This is a genomic window from Microbulbifer variabilis (assembly GCF_020524905.1).
GTDB lineage: Bacteria > Pseudomonadota > Gammaproteobacteria > Pseudomonadales > Cellvibrionaceae > Microbulbifer > Microbulbifer variabilis_A.
This window is the reverse complement of sequence record NZ_JAIVKI010000003.1, coordinates 124395-141047: the sequence shown is the minus strand read 5'-3', so window position 1 is coordinate 141047 and position 16653 is coordinate 124395. Positions and strand designations below refer to the sequence as shown.

The 16653-nt window shown below is 55.7% G+C and carries 18 protein-coding genes and 2 tRNA genes; 2 read left to right on the top strand and 18 right to left on the bottom strand.

Features of this window, described 5'->3' with window-relative positions; all coding sequences use genetic code 11:
* Nucleotides 1-279: a sulfurtransferase TusA family protein gene (locus LC073_RS05865; protein ID WP_226644786.1), complete on the bottom strand. Its 279-nt coding sequence runs from the start codon at nucleotides 277-279 to the stop codon at nucleotides 1-3.
* A 208-nt stretch (nucleotides 280-487) separates the two neighbouring features.
* On the opposite strand from LC073_RS05865, the gene LC073_RS05860 reads away from it, so the two are divergent.
* Complete coding sequence (locus tag LC073_RS05860) at nucleotides 488-1996, top strand: M48 family metalloprotease (RefSeq protein WP_226644782.1); 1509 nt, start codon at nucleotides 488-490, stop codon at nucleotides 1994-1996.
* Between the two features lie 85 nt (nucleotides 1997-2081).
* On the opposite strand, the gene nadA is transcribed toward LC073_RS05860, so the two are convergent.
* Nucleotides 2082-3134 (bottom strand): quinolinate synthase NadA, encoded by a 1053-nt coding sequence (nadA, locus tag LC073_RS05855; protein WP_226644765.1) that lies wholly within the window; start codon nucleotides 3132-3134, stop codon nucleotides 2082-2084.
* A gap of 209 nt (nucleotides 3135-3343) precedes the next feature.
* Here nadA and LC073_RS05850 point away from each other — a divergent pair, with 209 nt between their 5' ends.
* The gene (locus tag LC073_RS05850) at nucleotides 3344-4444 is read left to right on the top strand and encodes an NAD(P)/FAD-dependent oxidoreductase (RefSeq protein ID WP_226644762.1); all 1101 of its coding nucleotides are present in this window, start codon (nucleotides 3344-3346) and stop codon (nucleotides 4442-4444) included.
* Nucleotides 4445-4559: 115 nt separating this feature from the next.
* Here LC073_RS05850 and LC073_RS05845 read toward each other — a convergent pair.
* The 16 genes from LC073_RS05845 to aspS all read right to left on the bottom strand — a co-directional run bounded on the left by LC073_RS05845 (nucleotide 4560) and on the right by aspS (nucleotide 16638).
* Nucleotides 4560-4635 (bottom strand) — tRNA-Lys (locus LC073_RS05845).
* A 101-nt stretch (nucleotides 4636-4736) separates the two neighbouring features.
* Nucleotides 4737-4812: transfer RNA gene (locus tag LC073_RS05840), tRNA-Lys, on the bottom strand.
* 131 nt (nucleotides 4813-4943) lie between these two features.
* Complete coding sequence (queC, locus tag LC073_RS05835) at nucleotides 4944-5621, bottom strand: 7-cyano-7-deazaguanine synthase QueC (protein WP_226645244.1); 678 nt, start codon at nucleotides 5619-5621, stop codon at nucleotides 4944-4946.
* Between the two features lie 38 nt (nucleotides 5622-5659).
* The gene (gene queE, locus LC073_RS05830; RefSeq protein WP_226644761.1) at nucleotides 5660-6319 is read right to left on the bottom strand and encodes a 7-carboxy-7-deazaguanine synthase QueE; all 660 of its coding nucleotides are present in this window, start codon (nucleotides 6317-6319) and stop codon (nucleotides 5660-5662) included.
* A 117-nt stretch (nucleotides 6320-6436) separates the two neighbouring features.
* On the bottom strand, nucleotides 6437-7279 hold the full coding sequence (ybgF, locus tag LC073_RS05825) for a tol-pal system protein YbgF (RefSeq protein ID WP_226644760.1): 843 nt from the start codon (nucleotides 7277-7279) through the stop codon (nucleotides 6437-6439).
* 18 nt (nucleotides 7280-7297) lie between these two features.
* Nucleotides 7298-7783, bottom strand: a complete 486-nt coding sequence (locus LC073_RS05820; protein ID WP_226644757.1) for an OmpA family protein — start codon at nucleotides 7781-7783, stop codon at nucleotides 7298-7300.
* A 96-nt stretch (nucleotides 7784-7879) separates the two neighbouring features.
* Nucleotides 7880-9175 carry a Tol-Pal system beta propeller repeat protein TolB gene (gene tolB / locus LC073_RS05815; protein WP_226644754.1) on the bottom strand — a complete coding sequence of 432 codons (1296 nt, stop codon included), beginning with the start codon at nucleotides 9173-9175 and terminating at the stop codon, nucleotides 7880-7882.
* Complete coding sequence (gene tolA, locus LC073_RS05810) at nucleotides 9172-9966, bottom strand: cell envelope integrity protein TolA (RefSeq protein ID WP_226644751.1); 795 nt, start codon at nucleotides 9964-9966, stop codon at nucleotides 9172-9174. The genes tolB and tolA overlap by 4 nt, the downstream gene beginning before the upstream one ends.
* A 7-nt stretch (nucleotides 9967-9973) precedes the next feature.
* Nucleotides 9974-10405, bottom strand: coding sequence for a protein TolR (gene tolR, locus LC073_RS05805; protein WP_226644738.1), 432 nt, complete (start codon nucleotides 10403-10405; stop codon nucleotides 9974-9976).
* A 20-nt stretch (nucleotides 10406-10425) separates the two neighbouring features.
* The gene (tolQ, locus tag LC073_RS05800) at nucleotides 10426-11115 is read right to left on the bottom strand and encodes a protein TolQ (protein WP_226644736.1); all 690 of its coding nucleotides are present in this window, start codon (nucleotides 11113-11115) and stop codon (nucleotides 10426-10428) included.
* A 4-nt stretch (nucleotides 11116-11119) separates the two neighbouring features.
* Nucleotides 11120-11524, bottom strand: a complete 405-nt coding sequence (ybgC, locus tag LC073_RS05795) for a tol-pal system-associated acyl-CoA thioesterase (RefSeq protein ID WP_226644734.1) — start codon at nucleotides 11522-11524, stop codon at nucleotides 11120-11122.
* Nucleotides 11525-11588: 64 nt separating this feature from the next.
* Nucleotides 11589-12611: a Holliday junction branch migration DNA helicase RuvB gene (gene ruvB / locus LC073_RS05790; protein WP_226644732.1), complete on the bottom strand. Its 1023-nt coding sequence runs from the start codon at nucleotides 12609-12611 to the stop codon at nucleotides 11589-11591.
* 24 nt (nucleotides 12612-12635) lie between these two features.
* On the bottom strand, nucleotides 12636-13247 hold the full coding sequence (gene ruvA / locus LC073_RS05785; RefSeq protein ID WP_226644729.1) for a Holliday junction branch migration protein RuvA: 612 nt from the start codon (nucleotides 13245-13247) through the stop codon (nucleotides 12636-12638).
* A 70-nt stretch (nucleotides 13248-13317) separates the two neighbouring features.
* On the bottom strand, nucleotides 13318-13845 hold the full coding sequence (gene ruvC / locus LC073_RS05780; RefSeq protein ID WP_226644726.1) for a crossover junction endodeoxyribonuclease RuvC: 528 nt from the start codon (nucleotides 13843-13845) through the stop codon (nucleotides 13318-13320).
* A gap of 166 nt (nucleotides 13846-14011) precedes the next feature.
* Nucleotides 14012-14755, bottom strand: coding sequence for a YebC/PmpR family DNA-binding transcriptional regulator (locus tag LC073_RS05775; RefSeq protein WP_226644722.1), 744 nt, complete (start codon nucleotides 14753-14755; stop codon nucleotides 14012-14014).
* Between the two features lie 104 nt (nucleotides 14756-14859).
* Entirely contained in the window at nucleotides 14860-16638 is a 1779-nt protein-coding gene (gene aspS, locus LC073_RS05770) for an aspartate--tRNA ligase (RefSeq protein ID WP_226644720.1), read from the bottom strand.
* Nucleotides 16639-16653: the final 15 nt, after the last annotated feature.

The following is a 16653-nucleotide window of genomic DNA, read 5'->3' as shown; positions in this document are numbered from 1 at the left end:
TCATTTGCCAGCGTACAGCCAATATAGAAAGGTGTTATCACGCCTCTCGGCGCGCAGCAGAGGCCTGCCGCTCAGTGAAGCAAAGCTGTGGAAATCGCGCCAGGAGCCCTCATCGGTGGCCATAATACACAGCAGGGTTCCCGCCTCATATTGGCGCAGGGCTCTGCGCATGGCCAACAGGGGCTGGGGGCACGGCAACTGGCGGGCATCCACCGTTACCGCCGTGTGCCAGTCCGGCACTTTCTGTTCACCAGCGGTATCGGAGGGAAACTCGGCCATTGGCTACTCGGTCACAAACTTTGCAGGGCTGCAGATTATAACGCGTAATCTGCGCCAGATACCGCCAAAGCTTTACCCTTTTTAACCTGCCAACTGGCGCAAGCCTGAACCTTTACAGACCCACTCGGTCAAACTCTCGACAGTTCAACGGGGTTGCGTATAGAGTTGGACTATAGATCCTACACGGACAGACCGAGCAGTAATCAAAATGACTGATCCCCAAAAAAGCCTGCCTCGTCGAACACACTCCTCGACCCTCCCACAGCGACTACGTGGCAGTTTAAAGGCATTGGGCATCGGCCTATTGCTCGGCAGCACCCCAATCGCAGCCATTGCCGACTCCGAGGGGATCCGCCTGCCGGAACTCGGCGACAGCACCAGCGGCCTGGTCTCCCCCCAGCGAGAAAAAGAACTTGGGCAAATGTGGCTGCGAATGTTCCGCAGCCAGGTAAAGACCTCCTCAGATGCACTCCTGCAACAATACGTCGAGAAAACCGTCAAGGGACTTGCCGAATACAGCCCTCTGGAGGACAAGAATATCGATGTGGTCGTAGTGAACAATGAAACCATGAACGCATTCGCGGTGCCCGGCGGCATCATGGGTGTTCACACCGGCCTCTTCCTGTTTGCGGAAAATGAAGATCAGTTTGCCTCGGTAATTGCGCATGAACTGGGCCACCTCAGCCAGCGCCATTACGCCCGCTCACTGGAGGCCCAGCGCAACAATACCCTGCCCACTCTCGCCGGCATGCTCGGCGCTCTGGTGCTCGCTGCCACTGCCGGCGGCGAGGCTGGCATTGCGGCCATGACCGCAACCCAGGCCGCAGCACTGGACAGCCAGTTGCGTTTTAGCCGCAAGAATGAGCAGGAGGCCGATCGGGTCGGCATTGAAACCCTGGCCAAGTCTGGCCGCGACCCGGACGCCGCCGGCGAGATGTTCGAGCAGATGCTTAAAGCCACACGCTACTATCGCCGGCCGCCGGAGTTCCTGCTGACCCACCCGGTAACAGAAAAGCGGATCGCCGACGCCAAGCTGCGCTCCCAGCGTATGGAGAATATCGAACCGAGCGACAGTCGCGATTACCATATGATGCGCGCCAGAATTCGCCTGGCCACTGAAGCGACACCTCAGCAGGCAGTTAAACGCTTCCAGGCCGAACTCAACGGTATCAATGACAATGAAGATGCCGCCCGCTACGGCCTGACACTGGCGCAGATCGCAGCGGGAAGGCCGGATTCGGCTCTGGATACCTTGCAACCTCTGCTCGACAAAGAGCCATCAAAAGCGGCCTTTGTACTGGCACGTGCGGATATCGATCTGGTCCGACAAGATTACACAGGTGCCACTCAACGTTTACAGCGCGCGCTGGATCGCAACCCCGGCGACCACGCCCTGATCATGGGGCTCGCCAATGCGCACTTTAAGGCAGGCAACTATCTGGCGGCCGAACGCATGTTGGCCAAATACAGCCGGGTGCGCAAGAAGGATCCGGCCGTATGGTACCTGCTGGCAGAGACACACGGCTTGGCTGGGGATATTGTCGGCGTACATGAGGCCCGCGCCGAGTACTACATTCTCAATGGAGTTTTCGACAAAGCCCTACAACACTTGCGTCACGGCATCCGCATGACCAAAGATGACTATCAAACGAATGCCATTTTGGAACAGCGTCTCAAGGATGTGATCAAGATGCAGGAGAAAGCCAAGGAGCTTTAATCCCCCTGCCACCAATACCAACCAAAAAGAGCGGCCAATGGCCGCTCTTTTTGGTTGGTGTCAGATAAGCCCCACTGGGCAATCTTCAGCCTTTACGGAAATCCAGCATTCTCTGCAGTGGGATCATCGCCTTGCGGCCCAGCTCCGCATCCACAAAGATCTCGTTGTCACCGCGTTCCAGCACTCCACATAGGTTCTCCAGGGAGTTCATCGCCATCCATGGACAGTTGGCGCAACTGCGGCAGGTGGCACCGGCCCCAGCGGTGGGAGCAACCATCAGTTCTTTATCCGGGCATTCCTGTTGCATCTTGTAAAAGATGCCCTGGTCGGTTGCCACGATAAAGCGCTTCTCTGGGCGAGTCTTGGCCGCATTGATTATCTGCGAGGTAGAACCCACCACATCCGCTAACTCAACCACCGAGGCAGGGGATTCTGGATGTACCAACACTACCGCATCCGGGTAGAGTGCCTTCAGATCTTCCACCCCTTTCGCCTTGAACTCCTCGTGTACGATACAAGAGCCATCCCAAAGCAGAACATCTGCACCGGTTTCGCGCTGCACGTAACCACCGAGGTGCTTATCTGGTGCCCACAAGATTTTTTCGCCATTGGCATCCAGGTGGTCCACAACATCCAGCGCAATACTGGAAGTGACCACCCAATCGGCCCGCGCCTTCACCGCAGCGGAGGTATTGGCGTAAACCACTACTGTGCGATCTGGATGCTGATCACAAAACTCGGAAAATTCATCTGGGGGGCAGCCCAGGTCCAGGGAGCAAGTAGCCTCCAGGGTGGGCATTAACACACGCTTATTGGGTGTCAGGATCTTTGCGGTCTCACCCATAAACTTCACCCCGGCCACCACCAGGGTATCGGCGCTATGCTTAGCACCAAAGCGGGCCATTTCCAGGGAGTCAGACACACAACCGCCAGTCTCTTCGGCCAGTGCCTGGATGAGTGGGTCTGTGTAATAGTGAGCCACCAGTACGGCATTCTGCTCCTTCAGCAGGCGCTTTATACGCTCGCGCCAGGCTTGCAACTCCTCTTCACTGTATTGAGGCACAACCGGCTCCGCCAAGTGCGCCTGCACCAGAGAGCGGGAATCTACCTGTTCTGCGACAATGGACTTTTGGGTCATGGCCAACTACCACTAGCGAAAAACGCGCATTATAACGCATTGCGACGCCATATCAGTGCACCTAAAGTATCAACAACTAGTTATTTGACAGCAGCACAAAGTAAGTAGCTCCCCGTTGTGCACGCCCAACCAATCCGGGGAGTACAGGGGTTAAGCGAAGAGCTGTACGTTTGGGCAAACAAAGTCTTTCTCTTATCGGTGGACCCTTCATGGAAAAGGTAGAAAGCATTGTAATTGGTGCCGGAGCTATTGGACTTGCCAGTGCATACGCTCTGGCCAGTAGAGGCCTGCAGGTACTGGTTTTGGAACAACACACCAGTATCGGCACCGAGATAAGCGCCCGCAGTAGCGAGGTGATTCATGCCGGCATTTATTATCCCAGCAACAGCCTAAAAGCCCGGGCCTGTGTCGCAGGTAAAGCCAAGCTCTATCACTTTTGCCGTGAGCACGCCGTCCCACATAAACCTATCGGTAAATTAATTCTGGCCACCAGCGAATCCCAACTTCCACAACTCAAAGCCCTGAAGGCACAGGGTGATAAGAACGGTGCGGGAAGGTTGAGACTACTGAACAGGAAAGAAGCCGAGTCCATAGAACCAAAACTGCACTGCCATAGCGCGATTTACTCACCCACTACGGGTATTTTCGATAGCCACACCCTTCTGCTGGCATTACAGGGCGCCCTGGAGATAGAGGGGGGCCAGGTGGTACTGGATACAGCAGTGGAAAAAGTATCTCGCGAAAGCGAAAACTATCAACTCACCATGAGTGACGGTTATCAGCTTGCCACAAAGTATTTGATTGTGGCTGCAGGACTGCATAGCCACCGGTTGCTCTGCAAAATTAACGATAAAAGTATTCGGCAGGAGGTCCCAAATCAATTTCTAGCAAAGGGAAATTATTTCTCTCTCAACCACAAACCCCCTTTTTCCCACCTAATCTACCCCCTGCCAGAGCCCGGCGGGCTCGGCACCCACCTCACATTGGACATGGAGGGCTACGCTCGCTTTGGCCCAGATGTTGAGTGGGTAGACAAAATTGAGTACACGGTGGATAAAAACCGAGGGGAAAAATTTTATAAAAGTATTCGTCTCTACTGGCCCGAACTCCCCCAAGAAAGCCTGAAACCGGACTATGCTGGCATTCGCCCAAAACTGGCAGCAAAAGGCAGCCCACCCCAGGATTTCAAAGTTTTTCACAAGGGCGAAACAAAAGGGCCTCAATTGGTAGCTTTTTTTGGGATTGAGTCTCCCGGCCTTACCAGCTGCTTATTTTTGGGAGAAGTAGCAGCAGATTTAATTGATAGCTAAGCCCAGCTTAATATAAAAGCTTGTGGCTGCGCCAAATAGGAAATATAGCAGGCGAGAAAAACCAGCTTTTCAAATGAGAGATTAAAAATCCGGTGTAATTCACGGGAGGAAGAGATGGTGGGTCGTGCTGGATTCGAACCAGCGACCAATTGGTTAAAAGCCAACTGCTCTACCAACTGAGCTAACGACCCTTGTGAAGTTGGGCGAATTTGGTATGTCCCAACTCAGGATGCCTTTACCCTCGCGCAGAGGTATAAAAGCTATGGGGTTTCTGTGAATGCCCCGGCGGAAATGGTGGGTCGTGCTGGACTCGAACCAGCGACCAATTGGTTAAAAGCCAACTGCTCTACCAACTGAGCTAACGACCCTTTTCCGTGCCTCGATGTGAGGAGCTGCGTATCTTACGGATCTATTTTGAAAAGACAATACCTAACCCGAAAAAAAATCTAACAAATTTAAGGAGTTAGGTATTTCCCTTGAAAATGACACCTACTGCCAATCAACCGGCATACAATGTGGGGTCCGCCAGGCCGGCATCGGTAAATCCCGTAGCGCGCAGCCGGCAACTATCGCAGCGACCACAAGCCGCACCATCGGGGCGCGCCTGGTAACAGGATACCGTCAAACTGTAATCAACCCCAAGACGGGTCCCCTCAAGCACGATATCCGCCTTGCTCATCTGCATCAGCGGCGCTCTTACAGAGAGCTTGTGTCCTTCGACCCCAGCGCGGGTGGCGAGGTTGGCCATTTTTTCATAGGCCTCGATATATTCCGGACGGCAGTCTGGATATCCAGAATAATCCACCGCGTTGACGCCAACAAAAATGTCCTGAGCTCCAAGAACCTCGGCCCAACCCAGGGCAATTGAGAGAAACACCGTATTGCGAGCAGGCACATAGGTGACCGGAATTCCGCTGGTTTCCTCTTCTGGAACTTCAATGCTGTCGTCGGTCAGGGCTGAGCCGCCGATCGAACGCAGATCGAGCTTCACTACCTTGTGCTCTACCGCACCGAGATCGGCCGCAACGCGCTTCGCTGCCAATAATTCAGCCTCATGTCGCTGACCATAATCGAAACCCAGCGCATAACACTCGTAACCTTCTGCGCGCGCCATGGCGAGCACTGTGGCCGAGTCGAGGCCACCGGACAGCAAAATTACCGCTTTCTTTGCAGTCATCTCTTCCTCAATGTTTATATCCACAATCACCGGGCCAATTAAACACCCGGGATATCTCCCCACAGCAGTTTGTGCAACTGCATCTGCATACGCACCGGTAGGCCATCAGCCAAAATCCACTCTGCCAGTTGTCGCGCGGGCAGCTGCTCATAGCTGGGGGAAAAGAGCACCTCTCCTACCCGCTCCGGTAAACGGTACTGATCCAGGGTAAATCTGGCCCATTCGTAATCTCCCCGATCGCAGATCACAAACTTGATCTGATCCTCGCGGGTGAGAAGCGGCATATTTTCCATGCGGTTGCGGTGCTGTTCTCCAGAGGCTGGGGTTTTCAGATCCACAACCCGTGAAACCCTGGGGTCCACCTGATCCACCGGCATGGCGCCACTGGTCTCAAGCGATACCGAGTAACCGGCGTCACAGAGAGCTTCCAACAGCGGCAGACAATTGGGTTGGGCCAGGGGCTCACCTCCCGTCACGCACACACGGCGCGCGGGATGACTCTGAACCTGCAGTAATATCTGCTCCAGGGTCATGCGCTCACCGCCATAAAAAGCGTATTCCGAGTCGCAATAGGTACAGCGCAGCGGGCAACCGGTCAGGCGAACAAACACCGTTGGTAGGCCACTTTCTCGCGCCTCTCCCTGAAGGGAGTAGAAAATTTCACTAATCCTGAGTGATTCTTTAGACAAATTGGTCATACACACCCGACACAAAAACGCCCGAATGGCTCATGCCATCCGGGCGCGGGATCATAGGCTTTTTCTGATCAAAAAACCAGCGACGCTATAGAGCAGAGTTACAACCCTGACTCTGTGCTAGAAGTTCTCCTGGAGATACTTCTTAGCTAGGTTCGAGGCGCGAGCATCACTCGCAGCTACCTGCTCCAGCAGGTTGCGAGCTTTCTGCTGATCTCCCAGCTGGTGATAAACCGTACCCAGCTTATAGCGGCCATCCCACACTTTGTTGGAGTTTGGGTAGCCATCCAGTAATGCCACAAACCACTCGCGGGCCTCCTCCAGATTCCCTTGCACCAGTGCTATCTCACCCAACCAATAATTGGCATTGGGAGCGTACTGACCATTGGGAAAGTCCTGTAACAGGCTCTTGAATTCAGCGCTGGCACCACCGTAATCGCCATTGCGAGCTAAACCAAAACTGGCCTGGTAGCGGTCGCGCTCACTCTTGCCATCTTTCGGCCCCTGGGGCTTAGGCGGCATGGCAGAGTCTCCGCGAACAGCGGCGCCGCCACCACCTTTGACAGGCGGTTGTACTGTCGGCTGGACAGATGGTTGTGCCGAGGGCTCGGTGCCGCTCAGGCGTGCAATACGCCGATCCAGATCCATGTAATCCTCGGTGCGCTGCTGCTTGAGACGCTTGATCTCATGGCGCAACTCCTCAACCGTTCCGCGCAATTCGCGCACTTCCTGCTGCAATACCTGCATCTGGTAGTAGGCTTCGGCCTGGGGATTGGTCTGGGCTTTGGGGCTGGAGGTTGTAGCGCGGGCGAGGAACATGCCCTCAGCACTAGAGCCACTAGAAACGGGGGATTGTTCCTGACTACTTGCAGACAGGTCGACAATCGGGGCCTGGGAGAAGACGGGCGATGCCGCAGCCATTATGGCTGCGGCGATCGCCAGTTTTCTAATCGTAAAAGCCATTGGCATCCATTTTGACGATTAGTTAATAACAACGCGACGGTTCATCGCACGGGCAGCTTCGTTAGAGCCCATCTGAGCCGGACGCTCTTCACCGTAGCTGATCACTTCCAGGTTAGCTGCATCTACGCCCTGCAGTACCAAAAAGTCGCGTACGGCATTGGCGCGACGCTCACCCAGAGCCAGGTTGTACTCGCGGGTGCCCAGCTCGTCAGCATGGCCTTCGAGGCGAACAGCAGCGGGGGTACCGCGCATACGGTCAGCGTGACGGATCAGCAGTTCACGGGTTTCCGGCTTCAGCAGGGATTCGTCGAAGTCGAAGTAAACCACATTCTCCAGCGGAGCCATCTTTTCACTTTCATCGACAACGGTAGTTTCAACCTGGGTGTCAACCTCCGGCTGGGTGTACTCCTCGCCGCTGCTCTTGTCGCTGTTAGTATTGCTACAACCGGCCATTACAGCCAAAACACAGGCCAATCCCAGTCCCGTTTTTACTGATTTCAACATAAGCTACTCCGCTTTTAGTGTTATCGAAAATCCTGAAAGATTTTTTTTAAGTTGGTCTTATAAATACCCTACGCCTCAGAGCGCTGGGCCCCCACCTCAATCAAAGTATGGCGACCATGCCGGTTCCCGGACATCGCCTCTCTGTGAGGGTAAGTTGTACTTCACCCCGGCATCCAGCGATACCGCAGCTAGAATGCCCTTGTCTCCGCGCTTGGTTGCGTACATCAGCATGGCTCCATTCGGTGCAATGCTGGGGGATTCGTCCAGGGTGGTCTCCGTAAGGACACGCATCCTGCCCGAGTTAATATCCATCGTGGCGATGGTAAAGGTTCCCCGGTTGCGATGTACCATGACCAACGTCTTCCCATCAGGAGAAACTCGTGGCCGCGCATTGTAGTCGCCATCGAAGGTTAAGCGGTCGACTTGGCCAGTGGCAAGAGTCAATTGATAAATTTGTGGTTTCCCTCCCCTATCTGAGGTGAAAACCAGTGATTTACCATCCGGCATCCAGTTTGGCTCGGTATCAATGGAGAAGTGTCTGGTCATGCGAGTGAACTTGCCACTCGCCAAGTCCAGAACATAGATCTCCGGGTTGCCGTCCTTGGAGAGCACCATAGCCAACTTGGTTCCATCTGGAGACCAGGTTGGCGAACTATTGATGCCCTTGAAGTTGGTCAGCTGTTTACGCTCGCCGGTACGCAGATTTTCGCGGAAAATCGCCGGGCGACCAGTCTCAAAAGAGACATAAGCCAGCTCCTGGCCGTTGGGCGACCACATCGGCGACATCACCGGTGCACTGAAACGGCGGAGCTGCTTGGCGCGTGCCCCATCAATATCGGAACGCATCAGCACATAGCTGGGCTTGCCGCCACGGCTCTCCTCGTGTACGTACACCATTTCGGTGGAGAAGGCGCCACGAATTCCGGTAATGGCCTCAAAGATTTCATCTGCGGCGCGGTGGGCGATATCGCGCAGCTGTGTCTGGCCACCGCGCACCTGTTTGGTGAACATTTTGTGCTGACCGAACACATTAACCAGGTCAAAGGTCAGCAGATAGCCGGAAGCCTGGGGCTCAATACGGCCGGTAACAATGTATTCGGTGCCAAGGATACGCCAATCGCGGAACACCACATCTTCCGGGGTTTTAGGGAAGGACAGCATGTCCTCCTTGGGTACCGGAGAAAAAAGGCCACTGCGACGCAGGTCAGCAGAGATAATCCCGGAGACATCCTCCTTGAGGACACCACCGCCCGACCAGCTGAATGGAGATACCGCGATGGGAGTGGGGTCATCGATTCCGCTGGTGATATCCACCACCAGCTGAGCGCGAGCCCCCAGGCTCACCGAGGCGATTACAATAATGGCGACTGTCTTCAGTAAACTCTTGATCATTGGCGCAGATCTTCGACTTTAAAGTTCAAAATTGTGGTGCGGACTTCCCGCTCGAATATTACCGGCTCTTCCCGGGCCAGCTTGGCCACTTCCGGGAAAACTTCCACCCGGCGGATAGCGGTGAGAACCGATCGATCCAGAGCCGCATTGCCGCTGCCCTCGACGATATTAGTTGCCACCACCCGGCCAGTGGGAACAAAGTTTATTTTTACCTTGGTCAACATACCGTTGCGGGCGCTCGGCGGGCGGCTCCACACCGCTTCAATTTGCTGCTGAATCGCCTGGGCCACAGACATCACCGCCTGCTGCCCCTCATTGGCATCGAGCAGTTCTTCCTCGTCCTCTAGCGCTTCATTGAAGGAACTCTCTCGCTCTTTGGCCAGCTGTTCCTCGAGCTCTTTTTCCTTGCGCTCCTTCTCTTTGCGTTCTTTCTCGCGACGAGCCTTTGCTTCCTTAGCCTTGCGGTCGGCTTCAACCTTAGCCTTGCGTTTGTTCTCTGCTTCCTGTTTCTTCTTTTGCTCCAGGGCCGCGCGGCGCTTGCGCTCCACTTCGGCCTTGCGCTTTTGTTCAGCCTCGCGCTGGGCACGCTGCTGGATTTTGTCCACTTTCTTGGGCAACTTCTTCTGAGTAGTCGCAGCCTCGATAGTAACCAGTTTTGCCTGCACGAACTTCGGCATCGGCTTGCGCTCAGGCAAATTGCTGGCTTCCCAACCATAGGTAATGGCAATGATCAACGCCCCATGCAATAGGAGGCTGATCACAATCGCCAATACGTAAAAGCCTTTATTCACCGGAATGCTACCCCTGCGGTGGCTCTGTCACCAGGCCGACACTGGGCGCACCCGCCTGTTGCAACTCGGTCATGGCATTGACAATCAGACCGTAGCGGGCGTCGGTATCACCCCACACCAGTACCGGGGTTTTCGGCTTCTGCCGCAATACCTTGGCCACCGTATCCTTTATTTCACTGAGAGGCTTGGCCCCCTGCTCATCGGTTCCCAGATTCAGGTAATAGGTGCCATCGGCACGCACCGAAATAATCAGTGGCTCCTCATCGGTGTCCTCCATTGGCGCCGATGGCGCATTTGGCAGGTCCACTTTGACTCCCTGCATCAACAATGGTGCCGTGACCATAAAGACAATCAGCAATACCAGCATCACATCGATGTAGGGCACCACATTGATCTCGGAGACCAGCTTTTTCTTGGTTCCCTTGCGAAACACACTCATAGGGTTCGCCTACTCACTACTCAGCCGGAGTGCACTTTGCGGTGCAGGATCGAGGAAAACTCCTCGGCAAAAGTTTCGTAGCTGGACAACAGCCACTCCGCCTTGGCCGAGTAACGGTTGTAGGCCATCACCGCGGGGATAGCCGCGAACAAACCCATCGCCGTAGCCACCAGCGCTTCACTGATACCTGGGGCAACGGTGGCAATGGTGGCCTGATGCATGGTGGCGAGACCACGGAAGGAATTCATAATCCCCCAAACGGTACCGAATAGACCGATATAGGGGCTGACGGAGCCTACAGTCGCCAGAAACGGCAGATTCATCTCTACCTTTTCTTGTTCCCGAGACATGGCTACACGCATGGCGCGCTCGGTGCCTTCCATAACCGCTTCTGGGCCACTGCTGCCCTGCTGGCGCAGGCGGGTAAATTCGGTAAAGCCGGCACGAAACAGGGACTCAACCCCGTCGGTCTTGCCTTTCTCGGCGCGTTCATTGCCCTCGCGGAACAACTTGTTCAGGTCTGCGCCGGACCAGAAACGACGCTCAAAATTGTGCAGAGCACGTTTGGCCGAGGAGAGGTAGAGCCCTCTCTGGATAATCATGACCCAGGAAATGACCGAAGCCAGCAACAGCAGCAGCATAACAAGCTGCACTAACAGGCTGGCGTTCTGGATTAGCCCCCAAAGAGAGAGTTGTTCACCGGCGTTCATCTTCTTAAATTACTGCCTTTAATGCTGAATAAATAGGTTGCGGCAGGGCACAGGGCCTGCGGCTGTCGTCAGCGACACAGGCCACTTTGACCACGCCTTCGCAAATTAGCTCATCGCCGCGCCAAATTTTTTGCTCAAAGGTCACTGCGGCACGCCCCAGTTTGCCAATCACCGCAGTAGCGCGCAATGCGTCGTCGAGCCTGGCGGAGCGGCGATACTGGGCCTCGGCGGAATGCACTACCAGCAGCACACCTTCCTGCGGCATCGCTGGCTTATCATACCCGAGGGAGCGCAACAGTTCTGTGCGCGCGCGCTCCATATACTTCAAATAATTTACGTAATACACGATGCCAGCCGCATCGGTATCTTCGATATAAACCCGGACAGGGATACCGAATTCTTCCCTCATTTACTCACCTTCTACGCACCTTGGTCTCCGTGATTGATCGCCCAGGAAGCCTGGATGATCATCCTCAGCTAATCTTATCCGGTTTGGGCAGGCCAAAATGTTCATAGGCGAGCCCGGTAGCTACTCGCCCGCGGGGTGTCCGGGCAATATAGCCCTGCTGGATCAAATAGGGCTCCAACACATCTTCCAGAGTATCCCGCTCTTCACTCACGGCGGCGGCGAGGCTGTCCACGCCTACAGGACCGCCATCAAACTTCTCGATCATCGCCAGCAACATGCGCCGATCAAGGGAATCAAAGCCTTTTGCATCCACATTGAGCATATTCAAGGCCGCATCGGCAATGTCCGAGTCCACCGCCCCATCGCCCTTCACTTCGGCATAGTCTCGCACACGGCGCAACAAGCGGTTGGCAATCCTCGGCGTACCACGGGCGCGGCGCGCTACCTGTGAGGCACCAGCTTCATCCATTTCCACCCCCATCAGCCTGGCGGAGCGGCGCACGATGCTAGTGAGGTCTTTCACGTTGTAGAACTCCAAGCGCTGTACTATGCCGAAGCGGTCGCGCAGCGGCGAGGTGAGCAGACCCGCTCTGGTGGTGGCGCCCACCAAAGTAAAGGGTGGCAGATCCAGTTTGATGGAGCGCGCCGCCGGCCCCTCGCCGATCATAATATCCAGCTGGTAGTCCTCCATTGCCGGATACAGGACCTCCTCCACATGGGGACTGAGACGGTGAATTTCATCGATAAACAGCACATCCCCCGGCTCCAGGTTGGTCATCAACGCAGCCAGATCACCGGCCTTCTCCAGTACCGGTCCCGATGTGGTCTTGATCGCCACTCCCATCTCTGCGGCAATAATATTGGCTAGAGTGGTTTTACCCAGGCCCGGAGGGCCGAATACCAAGGTGTGATCCAGGGCCTCTTTGCGTAGTTTGGCGGCCTGAATAAAAATCTCCATCTGCTCGCGCACTACCGGCTGGCCCACATAGTCGGCCAGCGCTTTGGGGCGCACGGCGCGGTCGTACTGCTCTTCCTGCCCCGTGGGCCCCACAGGTTCGGGGGCCACCAAACGATCGGCTTCTATCATCGCAACAACTCCAAGCCATTCGATTTAGGCGGGCGCCATGCCCTTTAGGGCCAGACGTATTAAGGCGGCACTGTCAGCTTCTGGCTGCTCCTTAGCCGCCCGAGCCACCATTTTGCTGGCTTCGGTGGGCTTGTAGCCCAGGGCTACCAGGGCACTCTCCGCCTCGCCAGCGTGGTCAATTTTGGGTGCGGCAGCCGCAGCCATCAGCGGAATATCGTTGGCATCACCGAAATCCGGGGTCAACTTATCGCGCAACTCCACGATCAGACGCTCGGCAGTCTTTTTACCGACACCGGGCACTTTTACCAGGGCCGCGACATTATCTTCGGCGACACAGCGCGCCAGGGCTGCACCATCGAGACCGGATAAAATTGCCAGGGCCATCTTGGGCCCCACACCACTGACTTTGATCAGGGTGCGGAAAAGTTTGCGATCGGCATCGCGAATAAAGCCGTAGAGCTGATGAGCCGTTTCGGAAACTGCCAGGTGCGTGTGCACTTGGACCGACTGCCCCAGGGGAGGCAATTCAAAAATTGTGGTCATGGGCGCGAGCACTTCGTAGCCCACACCCTGCACATCTATCAGCAACAAAGGGGGCTGAACCGCGGCCAGGGTGCCACTCAATCTTCCAATCATGGTGTTTATTCCAGGTTTATCTATCGCTGCCCACATTGAGGAAGTGAGGAGCGGGATTTTGCAGAGCTCGCTAAACGCTGAGACGGCCGCGACGAAAACGACTGCGCGCTCCACCGGCAGTAAATAGCAGTGTCTGCTCCGTGTGCATATGGCACAGGGCCACGGCGAGGGCATCGGCAGCATCCTCCTGAGGAGCCCCCGGCAGGGACAGCAGGGTTTTGACCATATGCTGCACCTGCAGCTTGTCGGCTGCACCACTGCCCACCACCGCCTGCTTAACTTTACGCGCCTCATACTCGGCCACCGCCAGGCCGCTATTCGCCCCGGCCACTATGGCGGCACCGCGCGCCTGCCCCAGTTTCAGGGCTGAGCCCGCGCTCTTCGACATAAACACGTTTTCAATCGCCATCTGCGCCGGCTGGTATTGCTGAGCGATCTGAGTTACCGCATCGAAAATCAGTTTCAGGCGATCAGGTAGAGGGCCCTCGGGAATACGAATCACCCCACTGGCCACATAGCGGGCAACACCCCGTTCTACATCAATAATTCCATAGCCCGTTTTACGCGAGCCGGGGTCGATACCCAGGATTCGGGTCAAGAGGCGTTCCCCAAATATCTGTATGTTTATATAGTGGTGGGAGTGTCCCAAGGTGGAGGCAAAGCGTCAAGGGAGATCGCAGGCTGAGGCGAAAAAGCGGCTATTCGGAACAAGGAGAGAGAATAGGCCAGGGGCAAGCGACGCCCGCCCCGGGCAGAGCAGAACCTTAGCCCAGCTCTTCCATTACTTCTTCGGGAATATCCGCGTTGGTGTAAACATTTTGTACATCATCGAGATCTTCCAGCATCTCAATCAAGGCCAACACCTTCTCCGCGCCCTCTTTATCGAGTGGGATTGTGGTGGACGGGATCATGGCAATCTCGGCACTGTCCGGGGTAAAGCCCGCGGCCACCAGGGCGTCTTTTACCGTGAGATAATCCTGAAACTCAGTGATAACTTCCACACTGCCATCATCGTTGGTCTCGATATCCTCGGCACCCGCTTCCAGGGCCGCTTCCATCAGGGACTCTTCATCCACGCCAACGTCGTAGAACATCTGGCCCTTACGGGTAAACAGGTAGCTCACGGAGCCGTCGGTGCCCAAGTTGCCGCCGCGCTTGGAGAAGGCGTGGCGAACTTCAGCCACAGTGCGATTGCGGTTATCCGTCAGGCACTCCACCAGTACCGCTACTCCGCCTACACCGTAACCTTCGTAAACCACGGCCTCATAGTTATCACCATCGGCATTACCGGCACCGCGAGCAATGGCTTTATCGATGGTATCGCGTTTCATATTCGCGCCCAGCGCCTTATCGATAGTGGCGCGCAGCGTCGGGTTATCGTCCGGGTTGGCGCCCGTCTTTGCGGCCACGGTCAGTTCGCGAATAATCTTGGTAAAAATCTTGCCCCGCTTGGCATCCTGAGCCGCTTTGCGGTGCTTGATATTGGCCCATTTACTATGTCCGGCCATGTTCCGTCTCTCTTCAGTCAGTGCGAGGGATGGGCCAATAAGCGAAGCGAAATGCCCATCACCACGATTTGATGGGCTCGCTTCGCTCGGCCCATCGGGGAAAATCAGCTAATTTTTTCTTCTTTCTGGCGCAGGCGGATACTCAGCTCGCGCAGCTGCTTGGCATCCACAGCACCCGGAGCGTCTGTCATGACACAGGCGGCACTCTGGGTTTTGGGGAAGGCGATCACATCGCGAATGGAATCACTGCCGGTCATCAGCATCACCAGGCGGTCCAAGCCGAAGGCCAAACCACCGTGGGGCGGAGCACCGTACTTAAGGGCATCCAACAGGAAACCGAATTTCTCGCGCTGTTCTTCTTCATCGATGCCGAGAATACGGAATACAGTCTGCTGCATATCTTGGTTGTGAATGCGCACAGAGCCACCGCCCAGCTCAGTGCCGTTCAGCACCATATCGTATGCGCGCGACAGGGCGCCCAATGGGTTCTGTTCCAGCTCTTCCGGGCTGCAGGAAGGTGCAGTGAATGGGTGGTGCAGTGCGGTGAGGCTGCCGTCGTCATTTTCCTCGAACATCGGGAAGGCCACCACCCACAGGGGTGCCCACTCGCTGGTGTAGAGATTGAGGTCCTCACCCAACTTACAGCGCAGTGCTCCCAGGGCTTCGGAAACAATCTTGGCGGTATCGGAGCCAAAGAAGATGACGTCGTCGTTTTCCGCCTCCAACCGATCAAGAATTGCCGCGCGTGTTTCCAGAGGCAGGAATTTTACGATGGGCGACTGAAGGCCATTCTGCAGATCGGAACGATCGTTGACCTTGATATAGGCGAGGCCTTTGGCGCCGTAGATGCCAACAAATTTGCCGTAATCATCCAGTTGCTTGCGTGTTAATTTCTTACAACCGCCCGGCACCTTGATGGCGGCCACCCGACCTTTGGGATCGTTGGCGGGTCCGGAGAATACTTTGAAGTCCACTTCGGTCATCAAGTCCTTGATTTCCACCATCTCCAGTGGAATACGCAGGTCCGGCTTATCGGAACCGTAACGCAGCATGGCCTGGTAGTGGGTCATGCGTGGAAATTCACCCAGCTCGATCCCCTTCAATTCCTTGAACAGCTTGCGCACCATACCCTCGGTGATCGCCATGATCTCTTCCTCGTCGAGGAAAGAGGTCTCGATATCGATCTGGGTAAATTCCGGCTGGCGGTCGGCGCGCAGGTCTTCATCGCGGAAACACTTGGCGATCTGATAGTAGCGATCGAAACCGGACACCATCAATAGCTGTTTAAATAGCTGAGGAGATTGCGGCAGGGCGAAGAATTTGCCCTCATGGGTGCGGCTCGGTACCAAATAATCACGCGCACCTTCAGGAGTGGCGCGGGTCAGGATTGGGGTCTCGATATCCAGGAAACCGTGCTCGTCCAGGTAATTGCGGATCGCCGTGGTCAACTTGGAACGGAAATACAGGTTGTTCTGCATTTCATTGCGGCGCAAATCCAGGTAGCGGTATTTAAGGCGAACATCCTCACCCACTGCGGTGTGCTCATCCAGCTGGAAAGGCACCGTCTCGGCGCTATTGAGAATTTCCAGCTCAGTACCGTAGACCTCGACTTCACCGGTCATCATATTTGGATTGAGGGCTTCGGGGGCACGGGCGCGCACACGGCCGGTCACCTTAAGGACATATTCGCTGCGCACGCGATCGGCCATTTCGAAGTGCTCGGCCGCATCCGGATCGAATACCACCTGAACAATACCCTCGCGGTCGCGTAGGTCGATAAAGATTACACCGCCGTGATCGCGGCGGCGGTCGACCCAGCCACAGAGGGTTACTACACGGTCTATGTCCGCGGAACGAAGGACGCCACAGTAGTCGCTGCGCATGGATGAAAATTCCCG